The organism is Bacillus kwashiorkori (assembly GCF_001375515.1).
Taxonomy (GTDB): domain Bacteria; phylum Bacillota; class Bacilli; order Bacillales; family Caldibacillaceae; genus Bacillus_BK; species Bacillus_BK kwashiorkori.
In genome coordinates, this window is record NZ_CTDX01000016.1 from 84183 (window position 1) to 102047 (window position 17865).

Consider the following 17865-nt stretch of genomic DNA (forward strand, 5'->3'; position numbering starts at 1 on the left):
AGGGTCTATCTTGAAAGTTGGCGAAATTATTAAAGTATCCGGTCCATTAGTAGAGGCCCGGGGAATGGATGAAGCGAATGTCTATGATGTCGTTCACGTTTCCGAAGATAAATTAATTGGCGAGATTATTGAAATGCGCGGGGATATTGCCTCGATTCAAGTATATGAAGAAACTACCGGCATTGGACCTGGGGATCCTGTATATACGACAGGAGAGCCTCTTTCTGTTGAACTTGGTCCAGGGATTTTAGAAATGATGTTTGACGGAATCCAAAGACCGTTGGAATCGATTAGAGATTTAACTGGCGACTTTTTAACAAAAGGAACGAGCGTACCGAGCTTAAATCGTGAGAAGAAATGGTATTTTACCCCAACAGTTGCTATCGGTGATGAAGTTTCTCAAGGAGATGTGATTGGCACTGTTCAAGAAACACCAGTTATTTTGCATAAAGTAATGGTTCCATTCGGTGTATCGGGCACTGTAACAGCAATTTACGAAGGTGAATATACGATAGTGGATACGATTTGTATATTAAATGGTGAGACTGAATTGCAAATGAGTCAAAAATGGCCGGTACGGCGCAGTAGAAGTTACCGAAAAAAATTAAATCCGACAGAACCGCTATTAACTGGTCAACGGGTCATTGACACATTTTTCCCGGTAACAAAAGGCGGAACTGCATCAATTCCAGGACCATTCGGATCAGGAAAAACGGTCGTACAGCATCAGCTTGCGAAATGGGCCGATGCAGAGATCGTCGTGTATGTTGGTTGTGGAGAACGAGGAAATGAAATGACGGATGTATTGATGGAATTCCCAGAAATAAACGATCCTCATACTGGTCAGTCTTTGATGAAGCGAACAGTGTTGATTGCGAACACTTCTAATATGCCGGTTGCTGCTCGGGAAGCATCTATTTATACTGGTATAACTATTGCAGAATATTATCGAGATATGGGTTATTCAGTGGCCATTATGGCAGACTCCACGTCTAGATGGGCTGAAGCGTTACGGGAAATGTCCGGTCGGCTAGAGGAAATGCCAGGCGATGAAGGTTTTCCTGCCTATTTAGCGTCTCGAATCGCCGAATTTTATGAAAGAGCAGGGAAAGTCATTTGTCATGGAAAGGATAATCGCGAAGGAGCGGTAACCATTATCGGTGCAGTTTCTCCTCCAGGCGGTGATATTTCTGAACCTGTGACCCAGGCGACATTGCGGATTGTGAAAGTGTTTTGGGGCTTGGACTATGCACTTTCTTATGCAAGACATTTTCCAGCGATCAACTGGCTTAATTCTTACTCTCTTTATCAAACGAAAATTGATGCATGGATGAATGAACATATCGATAGTGATTTTTCAAAAAACCGGCAATATGCCATGAACTTGCTGCAAGACGAAGCGAAGTTGCAAGAAATCGTCCGTCTCGTTGGTCGTGATTCATTATCTGAACCAGACCAATTGAAGTTAGAAGCGGCAAAATCGATTCGGGAAGATTTTTTACAACAAAATGCATTCCATGAATCCGATACTTTCTGTTCTTATGAAAAGCAAAATAAAATGTTGAAGCTAGTATTAGAGTTTTACCGACAAGGAATTCGAGCACTGGATTCTGGAATATATATAAAGGAATTAGAAAGGTTACCAATTCGGGAAAAAATTGCTAGAGCGAAATATATAGAAGAGGGACAAATCGATCAAATCGATCAAATCTATAATGAATTAGTAACTAGTGTGACAGAGTTAATTAGTAAGGCAGGTGTCGTAAATGCCTAAAGAATATAAAACAGTAACAGAAGTTGTCGGCCCCTTAATGGTTGTAGAAGGGGTAGAAGGAGTTAAATACGAAGAATTAGTTGAAATAGAGTTGCAAAATGGGGAAATGCGTCGCGGAAGAGTGCTCGAAGTGAACCGGGATAAAGCTATGGTTCAACTTTTTGAAGGTTCCAGTGGAGTCAACTTAAAAAATACGCGCGTTCGCTTTTTAGGCCGTCCCCTAGAACTAGGTGTATCACCTGATATGATCGGTCGAATCTTTGATGGATTAGGACGACCAGTTGATGACGGGCCGAAAATTATTCCTGAAAAGAGACTAGATATTAATGGGGTACCAATTAATCCGGTCTCTCGTGATTATCCCAATGAATTTATTCAAACGGGAATCTCTTGTATAGATGGACTGAATACGTTAGTCCGTGGTCAAAAATTGCCGATTTTTTCCGCATCGGGATTACCTCACAATGAAGTGGCGGCACAAATTGCTAGACAAGCATCCGTTCTTAGTTCTAATGAAAAGTTTGCTGTTGTCTTTGCAGCGATGGGAATAACGTTCGAAGAAGCACAATTTTTCATGGATGATTTTACGAAAACAGGAGCGATTGATCGTGCAGTGATGTTTATTAACTTAGCTAATGACCCAGCAATTGAAAGAATTGCCACACCAAGGATGGCACTCACTTGTGCGGAATATTTAGCATTTGAACAAGACATGCACGTATTAGTTATTTTAACTGATATGACGAACTATGCCGAGGCATTACGGGAAACTTCTGCAGCAAGGAAGGAAGTTCCAGGTCGCCGGGGCTACCCAGGTTACTTATACACGGACTTATCAAGTATTTATGAAAGAGCAGGAAAAATAAAAGGGAAAAACGGCTCTATCACGCAGATTCCTATTTTAACGATGCCAGAAGACGATATAACTCACCCGATACCAGACTTAACTGGTTATATAACAGAAGGCCAAATAATTCTTTCCAGGGATTTATATAAACGTGGAATCGAGCCACCGATTAATGCGGTACCTTCTTTATCCCGCTTGAAAGATAAAGGAATTGGTACGGGTAAAACTCGGGAAGACCATGCAGACACGATGAACCAGTTATATGCGGCATATACATCGGGAATTCAAGCGCGTGAGTTAGCAACAATTTTAGGAGAGACAGCACTTTCGGATGTCGATAAAGCGTTTGCTACTTTTGCTGAGGCATTTGACCAAAAATACGTTAATCAAGGATATTTCAATAATCGTAGTATTATTGAAACATTGAACTTAGGTTGGGAATTATTAACATTAATTCCGCGAGAAGAACTGAAAAGAATCCGCTTTGAGTTTTTAGAAAAATATTTGGCGCAAGATAAAAAGGATAAAAAAGGGGTTAGGTAAATGGCTAAATTAAATGTGAATGCCACCCGTATGGAATTATCTAACTTAAAAAAGCGTCTCGAAATTGCCGAAAGGGGCTACAAATTATTAAAGGACAAACAAGATGAGTTAATGCGCCAATTTATCGTTTTAATAAAAAAGAACAAACAATTGCGCTCGGAAGTGGAAAGCGAATTGGAAACATCTTTTAAAAACTTTTTCTTAGCAAGTAGTGTTATGTCACCTGAAATGCTAGAGGAAGCTGTCTGCTTTCCAAAAGAATCGATTAATCTTGAAATCAAACAGAAAAATGTAATGAGTGTTCATGTTCCAGTAATGAATTTTAAAAGAAAATTAGCTAGTGATGGGGGCAGTATTTATCCATACGGGTTTGTCCAAACGTCCGCTGAATTGGATGAGGCAATTGGTACATTGTATAGCATTATGCCAAAACTGCTTGAACTAGCAGAAGTGGAAAAAGCATGTCAGCTTATGGCAGATGAAATCGAAAAAACACGCCGCCGCGTGAATGCCCTTGAATATCGAACAATACCAGATTTAGAAGAGACGATTAAATTTATTCGCATGAAACTAGATGAAAGTGAAAGAAGTACGATTACGAGGTTAATTAAGGTGAAAGATATTATAAATAAATAAGTTGGAACGATTGATAGGAGCGGTAACCTGAGAACGATGTAGCAAGTCCTACTGCTCCTTCAATTTTTTGCGTGTTGGATTTAAACAAGAATGTTGATATATCAAAGGTTTGAAATATAAAGAGGGGCATCCAGAAGTTGAAAATACGACTTTCTGGACCAGCCCCGTCCTTTTATTTAAATCTATTGTAAATACTTTTTAATTTCCTCAGATTTAGGAACTTTTCCTGAAACTATTAACTGTTCGTCAACAACGAGTGCAGGTGTACTCATAACCCCATATTTTGCGATTTCTTTAAAATCTGTTACTTTTTCAATAGAAGCATCGATACCAAGTTCTTCAACAGCTACTTCTACGTTATTTGCTAATCTTTTACAATTTGCACAGCCGGGTCCCAATACTTTAATAATCAATTTAAGCATCTCCTTAAAAATATAATATAGTTAATATGGCAATCCCTATTAAAATAGGAAATCCAGTGAGTTAAATGTGTAACCAATAATAATCATTCCTATAAAACATATAGTGATAAAGGTAGCTAATAATTTCGGCTTCACTACTTTACTTAACATAATTAGAGAAGGTAGGGATAAAGCTGTAACGGCCATCATAAAAGAAAGGATAGTTCCTATTTCTACACCTTTTCCGAACAAAGCTTCCGCAATTGGTAAAGTTCCAAAAATATCAGCATAAATAGGTATGCCAACAATGGTTGCAATTAAAACAGCAAATGGGTTGTTCTCACCGATAACTGTTTCAATAACCGATTGTGGAATCCAATTATGAATCAATGCACCAATTCCAACACCAATTAGAATGGCGAACCAAACCTTTTTATAGATGGACTTTACTTGTTCAACAGAATAGTTGATTCTGTCCTTAATAGTTAGTTCTTCTAATTGTCCCTCTAAGTTGCTATGCCCTGATGTTACAAAGGAATCTACCTGATCTCTCATATTCAATTTATCAATAAGTGTACCGCCAATGATGGCAAGGAATAAACCAACAATTACGTAAATAGCAGCAATTTTCACCCCGAAGAATGACGTTAATAATAGAAAAGAAGCAAGGTCCACCATCGGTGAAGAAATTAAAAAAGAGAAAGTGACACCTATTGGTAATCCCGCAGAGGTAAAACCAATAAATAAGGGAATACTGGAACAGCTACAGAAGGGAGTAATCGTTCCGAGTAAAGCACCAAAAATATTTCCTTTTACCCCTTTAATCCCGGCCAAAAGTCTTTTTGTCCTTTCAGGTGGAAAATAACTTTGGATATAGGATATGAAAAAGATTAAAACAGTCATTAAGATAAAGATTTTAATGGTATCGTAGATAAAAAAATGTATACTTCCTCCTAGCCTTTCATTTATTGGGAGTTGAAAAACTCTTTCTACAAGCAATTTGACTAATTCGAAAAGCCATTCCATTTTGAAAAGCTGATCATTCAGCCATGAAAATACCTCCATCATATTTTCCTTCTTTCTTTAGTTCTAACTTTAAATAAGGAAGAACCTTTTCTTTTTGCAGACGATAGACAGTGAAACGTCCTTCTTTCCGGGACTCAATCACACTTCCTCGTTCTAAAAGTTTCAAATGGTGGGAAACAGTAGATGATGGAATATTTAATCCAGAAATAATTTCACACATACATAAGTCATCAATCGCTAACATTCCAATAATTCTTAATCGCGTTTCATCTCCCAACGCTTTGAAAAACTCTGCTTTTTCCACTCGTTTATCCTTTTGTTTTAAAAATGGTAGTTCTTCTTCAGATTGAATGACAATGTTTTTAGTTTCTTGATTATCTTTTACAGCAGTTTTTGTTGTAAGTGGTATTTCCATATGCATATGATTCAACCTCCTGTTATTATTATAAAACTAGTTTTCTAGTTTTCTAGTTTTTTATTATGAACTATTAGTGAACATGCGAATGCTCTATTAAAAAATCTTAAATGAGTTAAGAAGGATTTCGAATTAAAATAGAAATAATGTTAGTTCAAATCATACGAAAATACAGTTAAGAATATAGAGCTAAATGAAAACATGAATAATTTTTAACGAAAAATAGTTGCAAAATATATATAAGCAAACTATTATATAAGTGAATTATTATTTGCTTATATTTACGTCAATGTGGGAGGTGTTCATCTTGAATTTAGCCACGGTAGAGATTGAAAAAGTTGCAGCTATCTTAAAGCTCTTAGGTGATAAGACAAGATTAACTATGGTTAAAATGCTGGCCACGAATGATTATTGTGTTTGTGAATTTGTTGAAATTTTTAAAGTAAGTCAGCCAGCTATTAGTCAGCACGTCCGTAAATTAAAGGATCTGGGAATTGTTACAGAAACTAGAAAAGGGCAATGGATTATTTACTCATTGAATACAGATAGTGATTATTATCCATTAATCACAGATTTACTGCGACATCTTCCTAATCAAGATTATAAACTACAGGAATTAGAGGAACAGGGATTACGTATCTCTTGTGACTAATGGAGGTAAGAAATTTGATAACAGCAATATTAGCAACACTTATTTTTCTAGCAACACTCATTTTAGTAATCTGGCAGCCTAAAGGATTGAATATCGGATGGTCTGCCTGTGGTGGAGCCCTCCTAGCTTTACTAGTTGGTGTAGTCGGTTTGAACGATGTGTTCGAAGTTGTCGGCATTACTTGGAACGCAACATTATCTTTTATCGCTATTATCATTATTTCATTAGTTTTAGATGAGATTGGATTATTCGAATGGGCCGCACTGCATATGGCGAGAGCTGCAAAGGGTAATGGAGTAAAAATGTTTGTCTATGTCAGCATTTTAGGAGCGATTGTTGCTGCATTATTTGCTAATGATGGGGCTGCCTTAATTCTGACACCGATTGTCCTAGCGATGGTGCGTAATTTGAATTTCAAAGAAAAGCTGGTATTTCCGTTTATTATGGCAAGTGGGTTTATAGCAGATACAACGTCTCTTCCGTTTGTTGTCAGTAACTTAGTTAACATTGTATCTGCCGATTTTTTTGAAATTGGTTTCGTAGAATATGCTTTCAGGATGGTTATACCGAACTTTTTCTCATTAATTGCAACGATTACGGTATTATTAGTGTATTTTAGAAAAAACATCTCTAAAACGTATGATTTATCTAAATTAAGGCAACCGGAAGACGCCATTAAAGATCCAACAATGTTTCGTCTCTCATGGGGTGTTTTGGGGATATTACTCATTGGATACTTCTCAAGTGAATTCATAAATATTCCTGTTTCAATTGTGGCAGGTATAATTGCCATTGTCTTTTTACTGGTGGCTAGAAGGAGTAAAGTCGTTAATACAAAGGCAGTTATTAAAGGCGCCCCGTGGAATATCGTTTTTTTCTCAATTGGAATGTACATTGTTGTATATGGTTTAGGAAATGCGTGGCTAACCCATTCATTAGCGAGTGTTATTCAGGCAACTGCCGATCAAGGATTATTTGTTGCCACGATCGGAATGGGCTTTATTGCAGCTTTCCTGTCATCCGTCATGAATAATATGCCGACTGTTATGATTGATGCATTAGCGATTGCCGAAACAAATACTTCAGGTGTAATTAGAGAAGCACTAATATATGCAAATATCATTGGCTCAGACTTAGGTCCAAAGATTACACCGATTGGTTCTCTTGCAACCTTAGTGTGGCTTCATGTTCTATCACAAAAAGGGGTTAAAATTTCATGGGGAACTTATTTCAAGACGGGTATTGTTTTAACAATCCCAATCTTATTTATCACTTTACTAGGTCTATTTTTAACTTTATTAATTATCTAAAAGGAGAATGATATGATGTCTAAAAAAACAATCTATTTCTTATGTACAGGTAATTCATGCCGTAGCCAGATGGCAGAAGGATGGGCTAAAAAGCATCTCGGTGAGGAATGGGAAGTTAAAAGTGCGGGAATTGAAGCACATGGATTAAATCCAAATGCTGTTAAAGCAATGAGTGAAGTAGATATTGACATTTCAAATCAAACTTCAGACATAATAGATCCTGAAATTCTAAATAATGCGGACTTTGTTGTAACTTTATGTGGAGATGCTGCAGATAAATGTCCGATGACACCCCCGCATGTAAAACGTGATCATTGGGGCTTTGATGATCCGGCAAAAGCAGAAGGTACAGAGGAAGAAAAGTGGGCTGTATTCCAACGTGTTCGTGATGAAATTGGTGAAAGAATTAAACGCTTTGCGGAAACGGGAGAATAACGAGACACGATACTAACTAACCAGTAATCCTAAAAAATTAACGGAAAAAGTAATAGAAGAGGAAATAAATATTAGAAATCATATCTAAATTTCTTCACCCTTATAATCAAGATCTGTATCTGAACTAAGTCATAAAGAGAAGGTTTGGTTAGAGACAAGAGACAGAGAATTAATAACATATAAATATGCGGAGCAGCTAAGTTCTAGTTAAAACAAAGGGGCTGTCCAAAAAGTCATAGCTTTTGACTTTTTCGAGGCCCATAATTTTTTATTTTTTCCAAAAAAGAGCACAAAAAAATCGCCTTTTCTAGTAAAATGTAAGTGACCAAACAAACATTAAAGAAAGGGCGATTTTTTATGAGCAATCAAATGATTACTACTCACAATGATACCATTCAAATGACACTTTTTCCAGAGGTACAGGAAGAAAAGACTCCCCAAAAAAGAAAGCTGGCTCCTACATTTAAACCTTATAACAATCGTCAAATCCAAGCCATTTTTGATCTTGAAGCTCTCATACCCATAGATCATGAGGCACGGGTAGTAGATGAAATGGTTGAAGCTGTGCCTGACGAACAACTTTTCTCTCATTATGAAGGTGGTGGCAGAGCTCCTTACCATCCGAAAATGATGCTTAAAATTATATTGTACGGATACACTCAAAAAGTTTATTCTTGTCGTGGAATTGCAAAATTAACAAAAGAAAATATTCCTACGATGTGGTTAGCTGCGATGCAACAGCCAGATTTCCGAACGATTAATGAATTCCGTGGGAATCGGATGCAATATTTAATTGATGAATTATTTGAAACCATGATTCAAAAATTGATTGAGGAAAATTACATAACATTTGAAAACTACTTTTTAGATGGGACAAAGATCGAGGCTGATGCCAATAAGTATTCCTTTGTTTGGAAAAAGGCTACTTCCAAGTTTGAGGCTAAATTAAAAGAAAAAATCCATGAAACCATAAAGCACATCCATGAAATCACCGAATTAGAGACTGAAGAAAATCGAAAAGAAATGGATCAAAATAAAGAAATAGACGAACAGGACTTAACGGAAACGGCCATTGTGCTTGAAGAAAAAGTAAAACAACTAACGGAGGAAATTAAAAAAGAGAAGGATCCGTCCGTTCGCAAAGAGAAACGGAAAGAGCGTAGTCAGATAAAGAAGTGTGTAAAACAAATACAAGAAGACTCTATTCCGCGATTGGCAAAATACAAAGAACAAAACGAGATTTTTGGTGATCGTAACAGCTACTCGAAAACAGATAAAGACGCCACCTTTATGCGCATGAAAGAAGACCATATGAAGAACGGTCAGCTGAAACCTGGATATAATGTACAAATGGCTACTGAGAATCAATTTATTTTGTTTTACACCATCCATCAACGCCCGACGGATACACGTTGCTTCATCCCCCATATGGAGAAATTGGCAGCCACTTCTTTACCAATGCCGAAAACAGTTATTGCCGACGCAGGTTATGGGAGTGAAGAAAATTATGTCTATGCCGTAGGCGATGAAAAGAGCAGCAATTCGAGTTCCTTATTCCTTATGGTTCGTACTTAAAGGAACAAACGCGAAAATATAGAAATGATATAAAAAATGCGAAAAATTGGACATACGTGGAGGAAGATGATTATTTTATATGTCCGAACGAACGGAAAGTGACATTTAAAAAATATCAAAATAAAAGGAATCAATCCGGCTATGAGCAGAGCTTCAAAATATACGAATGTGAGGATTGTACGGATTGCCCACTAAAACCACAATGTACAAAGGCAATCGGCAATCGGCAAGTTCATTGGAATACCATTTTTGAAGAAATGAAAGCTAAGGCCAAAGCAGCCCTTGAATGTGAAGAAAAGGCCGCTATCTATTCTCAACGGAAAGTTGAAGTAGAAAGTGTGTTCGGTCACATCAAGGGCAATCGGTCGTTCCGCAGGTTTTCGTTGCGGGGACTCGACAAAGTTCATGTCGAGTTCGGAATCGTGGCATTAGCCCACAACATACTGAAAGTGGCTGGCATCCGCCAGCTACTTTCAGAAAATAATCCAGATAATAGAAAAAGCAAGTGGAGGAAAACAAAACTAATTTTCTCCACTTGCTTTATTTTAGGGACTTATTGGACAGCCCTGTTTTCTTTTTGAGTTATGATTTACGAATATTAATAAATATACTGCCAAACATACACCAATTAGGTTCTTGTCAACTAACTTTGGAAAGAACCATCAATTGATTGCCAAATACACGAATCCAAAAGTATTTCTCAAGTCTCATTTTGTAACTCCTTATCTTTTATTTTCATTAACTCGTTATTTTTAAATACTAAGCCATACTATTATCAATTTTAAAATTTTACGAAAATAAGATAGAAAGGTCATAAAATCTGTGATTAATGGCCCATTAATGATCAAATTTTTTAAAACTATTCGAATCAATAAAAATCACTGTTAAAATATTTTCACCTTTGAACTACTTGTCTCAATCTATTAGGGAGTGACCGCCTTGATTTTGACAGCGAGATATAGGGATAAATTCAGAATAAATATTATAAATTTAGGAGTTGAATATACGAAAATGCATAATGGCATGAAATTAACTAAGGAAGATTATGAAAAATTCCAAGAATATTTGTTAAGCATTAATGAAGAGAACATAGATGGAGCGTTTTTTGTTAAAAATGAGGAGGATTTAAAAAAGCAGGTTTTTGAATATGTCATGAACGAAGACAACAATTTATCTTTACGAGAAACAATACAATGGGAAATAGAGAATTTACTAGAAGAAGGCAATAATAAAGGGGAAGTAGTCGAGAAGGTAATTGAGACATTTATTGATGATTTACGATGGACAGGAGAAGGGATGTATCATCTATGGGGAATTCATTTTACTTCTGATGTAACAGTTGCTAATACAGTCGAAATTTTTGAAGCAGAAACAGGTGGTTTTGATCATCAAGCTTATCTGGGGAATAGGGACGCACTTGAACAGGTAGGAACTAAAATACTTGGAGCCAATAGTTATGTTTATCTTATCTATTCGGTTGACACCAACAATTTTGAAGGACCTCTTTCATTTAAAGGAATAGTTGATAGTAATGCTCCCTTAAATGAAATCGAGGCTATTGCTAAATATTTAGGTTTGAGTGAAAGTGACGCTTTGCGTGACAAGATTTTTCATAATTATTCAAGTATTGAAGTTCGTGATTTAGATATCGACCTATTAGTCAAATATTATAGAGAACGCTCAAGATATTAAGAACTAAAAGGTTCATAAAGAGTTTGTTTAGAAGAAGTGATGAAACCCATGTCAATATTCCGTACTTACGGAATCTGTCATGGGTTTTTGAGTTATTCTATTTATCTAATTGCATCTCAGGCAATCTTCCACGACTGAACTCTTTTACAAGGCCAACAACAAATAATTGCTGTATAAAATTCAATAAATCCTTATCATTATCCTTTTTAATTTCTACTTCGGGTAAAATGATAAAATCTCCTGATACTTTCAGTTCAAAATTGTCTTCTAGTATATTTAAAATTCTTGGCTTTAATTCTTTTCCGACACCGAGTATTTTGTATTCGGGCAACAGCTTTGCATATCTTGCATTCAAGAATTTATGAAATCCATATTGAGTTAGCCCATCATAATTATTAGTTGACCTTTGTTTTTTCAATTCAATGATAAGGAATCGTGAAAAAGCATCTTCATATACAGAAGCCGGTTCACCCCGATTTCCCCAATTAGAAAGTAGCAATCGGCCTTCACGTAGCAATTTTCCATGCTGAAATAATTTATATGGCAAAAAGCTTCCGATTACTGAACTGTCAATATCTTTATGTTCCAACCAGTTATTTTCAAAACAAATCTCAATTGAGAGTGGGAGCGACATGGACTTTGATGGTATTAAGGACATAACTTGATAAAAAAGGGTGTCCACTAAGCTTTGATTAAGTAATAAATCATTAGACAAAACTTTACTATGATCTGAATGTTTATTTGTCCCATGTTTTACTACAAAGCGGTTAGGATTCTTTTCTCTATATTTCATATGTTCAGCATAAGCTGCACGTTCATGAAACCAACTCATGGGATGCTCCTTCCAAAATATTATTTCTATCTTAAATATTTTTTTGAGATTGCTATCTCAAGCAACTTACCAACATTGTTATCCGTTAATGAAAATGCATTTTTAATCGCCAAGCATAACGAAAATATCAATTCAGATCCTTCAGATTGCTCGAATTGAATGCCGAATTGATTCATTAAAAAACGACCCATTTCCCATCTCTCATCATAATTTATTTCTTGCATATAAAAATCTCTTTTTGCTAATTCTTGACAAGCCTCTTCAATCTGAGCAGGGTATTTAGTTAAATAGGCTTCGAGTAATGAAGAATATTGATAAGATCCATTTATACTTTGGGAATAAGCTGATGAGGGGATGCTCAAAATGAACTCAGTATTTAAGGGAGTATTTAACATTTTCCCATAAGTACTTTTTATAAACTTTCCAAACGACTAGGAAGTAGTTCAATTTACATACCTTAATTTCAAATTTCTCCAACTCTATTATATAATAAGATCGATAAAAGCTATATCTAAATGACTAGTTTCTAAGAGATTATTATCGCAATCTATAATTTTTTCTCGTATCTTTGTATAATCTTGGGGGAAAATGGGAGGTTTGAATGAAAGGTGAACTCAAATCAAATTGATGCTGGTGAGATAACCAACATTTATAAGTATATAGATCAAACGCTTACTAAATTAAAATTTGAAGTGAAGGAACCTATCAAACAAAGCAAATTTATCTAAATGGAACAGCAAAGCCGGTTGGTGCTATTCAATATGAAGGTAGCAATGATTACGAAAAAAAGTTGCCTACAATCGTAAGTCTACGATTCAATCGACTAAACATTCCTGAACAATGGAAAGAGCAGCTAGAGATAGAAGACCCACCATATAGACAAATTTTAAAAACCGTTGTTACACATAAATTTTCGAGCTTTAATGAAAAAACGAAGGAATACATTGATGCTTTATGTGCCGACCTGCATAAAGTTCTTAGATGATTTAGGGAATCAAGCTGTTTAATTTATGATTAACATTATTAAAATAATAATGACCAATGGAGTAGACATTGGAAAAGGAGAAGAATATTTTGCAAGCTACTACGATAAATACTGAGGGATTATTCTATAGTGAATTTAAAGAAAAGAATAATTACTCTTCAGATACAAAGCAATGTATTGAAAATACTTTAATCCATCTAATGAAAAATGACACGACTGTAAGTAGGCCCGGTATGTTATTAGGGAAAATTCAAAGCGGAAAAACAAGAACATTTATTGGAATTACAGCTCTGGCTTTCGATAATGACTATGACATTACGATTGTACTAACAAAGGGGACGAGAGCTTTAGCACAGCAAACTTTTGAACGATTAAAAAAGGAATTTGAAGATTTTAAGGATGATGATGTATTACAGATTTTCGATATCATGACTTTGCCCGACAATTTAATAGACTATGAGTTAGAGCAAAAGTTAATTTTTGTGGTTAAGAAGGAAGCAAATAACCTAAGAAGATTACAAAAAGCATTGTTCGAAACATATCCTGATCTTGCAAATAAGAAAGTGTTAATTATTGACGATGAAGCGGATTTTGCAAGTATCGGATTCTCTAAAACCCAGAAAGAGATATATGAAATCAATGTCATTGCCGGTTTAATTGATAATATCCGTAAAGAGTTAAGCAGTGCAGACTTTTTACAAGTTACAGCTACCCCGTATTCATTATATTTGCAGCCAGAAGATTTGAAAATAGATGGCACAACTAAAACATTTCAGCCGATTAAACCTGCCTTTACAGAATTGGTTCCTGTACCTGATGCGTACATAGGTGGTGAATATTATTTTGAGGAAAGTGAAGAACATGATTCAATAGCTTCTCATATTTATGAACCAATTTCTTCGAACGAATTATTAATTTTGAAAAAGGCTGATGGAAGAAGATTTAAATTAGAAGATGTATTAACAAGCAATAAGATCAGTTCACTTAGACATTCCATTATTAACTTTATTGTCGGTGGTTCGATAAGAAGAATTCAAGATAAGAAAAAAGGTGTTCGACAGAAAAAATATAGTTTTATAGTACATACTGAGCAGGCAAAAGCTGCTCATGAATGGCAAGAAATGATTGTTTCAGAAATGAAAGACCAATTAAAGCAAATACTTGATCAAAACCCTATTTTACTAAATGAATTAATTCAAGAATCCTATGAAGATTTAACTAGATCTCTTAGTTTGATAGAGAGCTACATCCCAAGTTTTGAAGAAGTTAAAGATGAAGTACTAGCAGCCTTGAAGAAAGATTATTTGATGATTACAAAGGTAAATTCTGAAAAGGATATAACGCAATTACTTGACGACTCTGGACAATTAAAACTCCGCGCTCCGCTTAATATTTTTATTGGTGGTCAGATTTTAGATAGTTTAGACACATTGATTTATCAAACCTGCTTAGTACATGTATTATGACGGATATAGTGGGATGGTATTTCTTTGTTTTACTAAGAAAAATAAAAATATTAGGAGAAGATAATGAAGAAATTAAACGATAACATAGAATATTGTCCTCATTACGGAGCGAACTTACAAGGAGAGCCAATTCCCGAAAAAGAGCAGCATCATTATGGTGGTGCTACTCATTTTACAAGAAAGATCGGCATTTCAAGTCTGGAATTGGACCGAGTGATCAAATGGCAATGTCCCGACTGTAAACAGGATTGGGAGCGGGAGTAGTGAAGAGATATGTCGTTATTGGTTTTGGCTCCGGAAAACATATCGTAACCGGTAAAGTATTTGAAGGTAAGGAAGAAGCCGATGAATACCTGATATACTTATGTTCAAAAATGTTTGGAAAAATTATAGGAATAGAAAATACCAAGCTAGAAGATGTAGACATATTTGAAATGGATTATGTTCCTTTTAAAAATAACCGATGATCAATCTATTAGAGAAAAACCTTTCTGTGAAAACAAGAAAAATAAGGTGAACCTATACAGAATATGTATAAAAGGAGAAAGAAAGCAAGATTAGTAGATATTTTTTATCGAAAAGTTTCAATCAAAATGAGAATAGTTCTAGGAACGCTTTGCATTCGTGAATGCAGGCGTTTTTTGTTTCTGATGATAGATTTTGAGATGCTTTTTAATTGCTCTGTAAAACGGTATTGTGCGAAATAATGCTTTTAGAAGAGAGCTGTTCGGTTACTGTAATGAAATTTGGTAGTAAGCCCCCATTCAAACAACGCATATAATTGAGCAGCACCTCTTGATAAAATTTAGATATCGATTAAAGGAGGTGCTTTTCATATGCCTGAACAAAAACTTACTATCATCCCCGTTACATTGCATCCCGAAACCGAAAAAGTTACATCTTCAATACCAACAAAAACTTTTTTCAATTCAACTTGTACGATCAAATCGGGCAACGTTGAAATTTTCCTCTCTAACGGCGTTGATGAGCACATCATCCAAACCGTAATGAGGGAGATGAAAAATCTATGAGGCACGATTATACGAGTGTCAAAAACATCTACATTATCTGTGGTAAAACAGATATGAGAAAAGGAATCGATGGGTTAGCTACTCTCATTCAAGATTCCTTCGAACTTGATCCATACGGAGATTCGATTTTCTTATTTTCCGGATGGAGCAAAGATCGCTATAAGTGTTTATATTTTGACGGAGATGGCTTCGCCATGCTTTATAAGCGTTTAGATAAAGGAAAGCTCCAATGGCCAAAAAACGAAAACGAAGTGCAAAACTTAACGCAGCAAGAGCTTCGCTGGCTTCTTGAAGGGTTATCAATTCAACAGCCAAAAGCTATTCAGCAATCATCAAAAGGAATCTTTTGATTTCTATTAAAATTTAACTTTTACTATTTTCCCACTGATGTTCGAATGATATACTTGAACTATCTTATTTGAACGAAAAGTGGTGAATCTAATGGCTAATGCTTCTACTAATAATCAGAATCAATATAAGAAATTAATTCAGCTTCTCGAAGAACAATTGGCTCATTCTAATCAACAGAATGAAGCATTATCCAAACAGATTGAATCATTAACCGAGCAAGTTCGCTATTTAACGAAACTTTTATATGGATCAAAAACAGAGAAATCTAAATATAATGCGCCCAATGGACAAACATCATTATTTGATAATGATCCGTCTTTTAATGAATCTGAGCACACAGAAGAACAAAGCCAACAGATGGTATCTTATACTGTTGTACGTAAAGCTCAAAATAAAAAACGAAATGATTCATTACATGACAATGTTGAAGTGAAGGCTATTCATCATCATCCAGAGAATACAATTTGTGACTGTTGCCAAGGCCAAATGACAGAAATAGGTAGCAAAGTCATACGTGAGGAAGCTAAATTTATTCCAGCAAGAATGGAGAAAGTTCAGCATATTGAGCATGCCTATGAATGTAAAAAATGCAAAAGTGACTTATATCAAAAATCGCAAATAAAGCGCGGCAAAGCACCACAGCCTCCCATTCAACGGAGCATCGCAGGTCCTAGTGTACTCGCCAAAGTAATTTACGATAAATTTTCACAATACTTACCTCTTTACCGACAGGTAAAGGAATGGGAACGTTTCGGTTTAACTACGAATGATAAAAACCTCTCGAATTGGGTTATTCGAGCATCACATGATTGGCTCTTGCCTATTTATGACCGAATGAAGTGTATATTGTTGGCTAAATCAATATTACACGTTGATGAGACTTATGGGCAAATTATCAATCGGTCAGATGGAAAACCTGGTCAGTCTAATGCTTATAATTGGGTTTACCGAAGTGTGCCTAATCAAGGTCCAACCATCGTACTTTTTCAAAGCTCTTTATCACGAGCTCGATCTGTTCTTGAGGGCTTCATTGGTGATTATTCTGGAACGATTATCTGCGATGGTTATTCCGCTTATGACAATATTAAAGGGGTCAACTTCGCAAATTGTTGGGCTCATGTTCGCCGTTATTGGTTAAAGGCCGAAAGTAAAAATGGACGAATCGGTGTAAAATATTGCGATGATTTATTTCAACTTGAAAGGGAATTTAAACATTTGTCTCCAGGCAAACGTAAAAAGAAACGCAAAAAATATTCGAAACCGATTGTTGATAAGTTCTTTAACTGGGTAGAAAACTCACCATTCTTTGGGAAAAATGCAATCGCTAAAGCAGCTGAGTACACGCTCAAACGAGCGAAGGAACTAAAGGCATTTCTAAATGATGGCAGAATTGAAATGCATAATAATCCCGCTGAAAACGCCATCCGTCCTAATGTTATTGGACGCAAAAATTGGCTGTTTTCTGTTAGCGAAGCTGGAGCAAAAGCAAATGCAATTTGTTTAAGTATCGCAGAGACAGCTAAAGCAAATGGTGTGGATTTTTATCGGTATCTTGTAAAATTACTGAAGGATTTACCAAATTTAGATATTCATAGAAATCCAGATGTTATAAATTTGTACTTGCCTTGGTCGAAGATGATCCGAAAAGAATGTAGCATATAAAATGAAATAACCGTGAATCCGAATTGAAAAATCAGGATTTTACGGTTATTTGGCATGCGTACCCTTGAAGGTGCGCATTTTCTTATTTCGGGCTTACGTATCATGCCAGTCTTTGGGGGGAAATTAAAATAAATTAATGTCTATTTCCGAAGGTTTTTCCGGTATTTAACCGAACCGATAGACTTTCGGTTTCTTTTTTCTAAATCGGAAAATCAGCAATGTATTCCTTCTC

General features: G+C 35.7%; 20 protein-coding genes. 15 read left to right on the forward strand and 5 right to left on the reverse strand.

Annotation, left to right across the window (positions count from 1 at the left end; translation table 11 throughout):
* The first annotated feature begins 10 nt into the window (after positions 1-10).
* Genes BN1242_RS09620 through BN1242_RS09630 form a run of 3 tightly spaced genes read left to right on the forward strand, consistent with a single transcriptional unit; the run spans position 11 to position 3800 of the window.
* Positions 11-1774 (forward strand): V-type ATP synthase subunit A, encoded by a 1764-nt coding sequence (locus tag BN1242_RS09620; protein ID WP_062354981.1) that lies wholly within the window; start codon positions 11-13, stop codon positions 1772-1774.
* Entirely contained in the window at positions 1767-3164 is a 1398-nt protein-coding gene (locus BN1242_RS09625; protein WP_062354984.1) for a V-type ATP synthase subunit B, read from the forward strand. Before BN1242_RS09620 ends, BN1242_RS09625 begins: the two co-directional genes overlap by 8 nt.
* Complete coding sequence (locus tag BN1242_RS09630; RefSeq protein WP_062354988.1) at positions 3165-3800, forward strand: V-type ATP synthase subunit D; 636 nt, start codon at positions 3165-3167, stop codon at positions 3798-3800.
* Positions 3801-3982: 182 nt separating this feature from the next.
* Here the strand turns inward: BN1242_RS09630 and BN1242_RS09635 are convergent, their stop codons facing one another.
* From BN1242_RS09635 to BN1242_RS09645, 3 genes are read right to left on the reverse strand one after another with little or no spacing between them, the layout of a single operon-like run.
* A complete protein-coding gene (locus tag BN1242_RS09635; protein ID WP_476693109.1) occupies positions 3983-4222 on the reverse strand; it encodes a thioredoxin family protein in 240 nt (79 codons plus the stop codon).
* 39 nt (positions 4223-4261) lie between these two features.
* Positions 4262-5269: a permease gene (locus BN1242_RS09640; RefSeq protein ID WP_476693110.1), complete on the reverse strand. Its 1008-nt coding sequence runs from the start codon at positions 5267-5269 to the stop codon at positions 4262-4264.
* Positions 5241-5648, reverse strand: a complete 408-nt coding sequence (locus tag BN1242_RS09645) for an ArsR/SmtB family transcription factor (RefSeq protein ID WP_238985130.1) — start codon at positions 5646-5648, stop codon at positions 5241-5243. Before BN1242_RS09645 ends, BN1242_RS09640 begins: the two co-directional genes overlap by 29 nt.
* A gap of 301 nt (positions 5649-5949) precedes the next feature.
* Here BN1242_RS09645 and BN1242_RS09650 point away from each other — a divergent pair, with 301 nt between their 5' ends.
* The 6 genes from BN1242_RS09650 to BN1242_RS09675 all read left to right on the forward strand — a co-directional run bounded on the left by BN1242_RS09650 (position 5950) and on the right by BN1242_RS09675 (position 11306).
* The gene (locus BN1242_RS09650; RefSeq protein WP_062354995.1) at positions 5950-6294 is read left to right on the forward strand and encodes an ArsR/SmtB family transcription factor; all 345 of its coding nucleotides are present in this window, start codon (positions 5950-5952) and stop codon (positions 6292-6294) included.
* 14 nt (positions 6295-6308) lie between these two features.
* On the forward strand, positions 6309-7604 hold the full coding sequence (locus BN1242_RS09655; protein WP_062354998.1) for an arsenic transporter: 1296 nt from the start codon (positions 6309-6311) through the stop codon (positions 7602-7604).
* 15 nt (positions 7605-7619) lie between these two features.
* The gene (gene arsC, locus BN1242_RS09660; protein WP_062355001.1) at positions 7620-8039 is read left to right on the forward strand and encodes an arsenate reductase (thioredoxin); all 420 of its coding nucleotides are present in this window, start codon (positions 7620-7622) and stop codon (positions 8037-8039) included.
* 357 nt (positions 8040-8396) lie between these two features.
* Positions 8397-9614, forward strand: coding sequence for an IS1182 family transposase (locus BN1242_RS13490; protein ID WP_062353753.1), 1218 nt, complete (start codon positions 8397-8399; stop codon positions 9612-9614).
* The gene (locus BN1242_RS13855) at positions 9593-10195 is read left to right on the forward strand and encodes a transposase (protein WP_082412274.1); all 603 of its coding nucleotides are present in this window, start codon (positions 9593-9595) and stop codon (positions 10193-10195) included. Before BN1242_RS13490 ends, BN1242_RS13855 begins: the two co-directional genes overlap by 22 nt.
* A 358-nt stretch (positions 10196-10553) precedes the next feature.
* Complete coding sequence (locus BN1242_RS09675; RefSeq protein ID WP_062355008.1) at positions 10554-11306, forward strand: hypothetical protein; 753 nt, start codon at positions 10554-10556, stop codon at positions 11304-11306.
* 97 nt (positions 11307-11403) lie between these two features.
* Here the strand turns inward: BN1242_RS09675 and BN1242_RS09680 are convergent, their stop codons facing one another.
* Positions 11404-12138, reverse strand: a complete 735-nt coding sequence (locus tag BN1242_RS09680) for a hypothetical protein (protein ID WP_062355011.1) — start codon at positions 12136-12138, stop codon at positions 11404-11406.
* A 26-nt stretch (positions 12139-12164) separates the two neighbouring features.
* Positions 12165-12533: a hypothetical protein gene (locus BN1242_RS09685; RefSeq protein WP_062355014.1), complete on the reverse strand. Its 369-nt coding sequence runs from the start codon at positions 12531-12533 to the stop codon at positions 12165-12167.
* A gap of 658 nt (positions 12534-13191) precedes the next feature.
* On the opposite strand from BN1242_RS09685, the gene BN1242_RS09690 reads away from it, so the two are divergent.
* The 6 genes from BN1242_RS09690 to tnpC all read left to right on the forward strand — a co-directional run bounded on the left by BN1242_RS09690 (position 13192) and on the right by tnpC (position 17633).
* On the forward strand, positions 13192-14589 hold the full coding sequence (locus tag BN1242_RS09690) for a DEAD/DEAH box helicase family protein (RefSeq protein ID WP_238985131.1): 1398 nt from the start codon (positions 13192-13194) through the stop codon (positions 14587-14589).
* A 63-nt stretch (positions 14590-14652) separates the two neighbouring features.
* Positions 14653-14853, forward strand: coding sequence for a hypothetical protein (locus BN1242_RS09695; RefSeq protein WP_062355021.1), 201 nt, complete (start codon positions 14653-14655; stop codon positions 14851-14853).
* Positions 14853-15056, forward strand: a complete 204-nt coding sequence (locus BN1242_RS09700) for a hypothetical protein (RefSeq protein WP_062355023.1) — start codon at positions 14853-14855, stop codon at positions 15054-15056. The genes BN1242_RS09695 and BN1242_RS09700 overlap by 1 nt, the downstream gene beginning before the upstream one ends.
* A 369-nt stretch (positions 15057-15425) precedes the next feature.
* Entirely contained in the window at positions 15426-15620 is a 195-nt protein-coding gene (locus tag BN1242_RS09705) for a hypothetical protein (protein ID WP_062351737.1), read from the forward strand.
* The gene (gene tnpB / locus BN1242_RS09710) at positions 15617-15970 is read left to right on the forward strand and encodes an IS66 family insertion sequence element accessory protein TnpB (RefSeq protein WP_062351739.1); all 354 of its coding nucleotides are present in this window, start codon (positions 15617-15619) and stop codon (positions 15968-15970) included. The genes BN1242_RS09705 and tnpB overlap by 4 nt, the downstream gene beginning before the upstream one ends.
* A gap of 91 nt (positions 15971-16061) precedes the next feature.
* Positions 16062-17633: an IS66 family transposase gene (gene tnpC, locus BN1242_RS09715; protein ID WP_062352944.1), complete on the forward strand. Its 1572-nt coding sequence runs from the start codon at positions 16062-16064 to the stop codon at positions 17631-17633.
* Positions 17634-17865: the final 232 nt, after the last annotated feature.

Excerpts from the sequence above, each read along its gene's own strand:
- BN1242_RS09625 (WP_062354984.1), top strand. The coding sequence starts at position 1,767 with ATGCCTAAAGAATATAAAACAGTAACAGAAGTTGTCGGCCCCTTAATG.
- BN1242_RS09630 (WP_062354988.1), top strand. The coding sequence starts at position 3,165 with ATGGCTAAATTAAATGTGAATGCCACCCGTATGGAATTATCTAACTTA.
- BN1242_RS09635 (WP_476693109.1), bottom strand. The coding sequence starts at position 4,222 with ATGCTTAAATTGATTATTAAAGTATTGGGACCCGGCTGTGCAAATTGT.
- BN1242_RS09640 (WP_476693110.1), bottom strand. The coding sequence starts at position 5,269 with ATGATGGAGGTATTTTCATGGCTGAATGATCAGCTTTTCAAAATGGAA.
- BN1242_RS09645 (WP_238985130.1), bottom strand. The coding sequence starts at position 5,648 with ATGCATATGGAAATACCACTTACAACAAAAACTGCTGTAAAAGATAAT.
- arsC (WP_062355001.1), top strand. The coding sequence starts at position 7,620 with ATGTCTAAAAAAACAATCTATTTCTTATGTACAGGTAATTCATGCCGT.
- BN1242_RS13490 (WP_062353753.1), top strand. The coding sequence starts at position 8,397 with ATGAGCAATCAAATGATTACTACTCACAATGATACCATTCAAATGACA.
- BN1242_RS09680 (WP_062355011.1), bottom strand. The coding sequence starts at position 12,138 with ATGAGTTGGTTTCATGAACGTGCAGCTTATGCTGAACATATGAAATAT.
- BN1242_RS09685 (WP_062355014.1), bottom strand. The coding sequence starts at position 12,533 with ATGTTAAATACTCCCTTAAATACTGAGTTCATTTTGAGCATCCCCTCA.
- BN1242_RS09695 (WP_062355021.1), top strand. The coding sequence starts at position 14,653 with ATGAAGAAATTAAACGATAACATAGAATATTGTCCTCATTACGGAGCG.
- BN1242_RS09705 (WP_062351737.1), top strand. The coding sequence starts at position 15,426 with ATGCCTGAACAAAAACTTACTATCATCCCCGTTACATTGCATCCCGAA.
- tnpB (WP_062351739.1), top strand. The coding sequence starts at position 15,617 with ATGAGGCACGATTATACGAGTGTCAAAAACATCTACATTATCTGTGGT.
- tnpC (WP_062352944.1), top strand. The coding sequence starts at position 16,062 with ATGGCTAATGCTTCTACTAATAATCAGAATCAATATAAGAAATTAATT.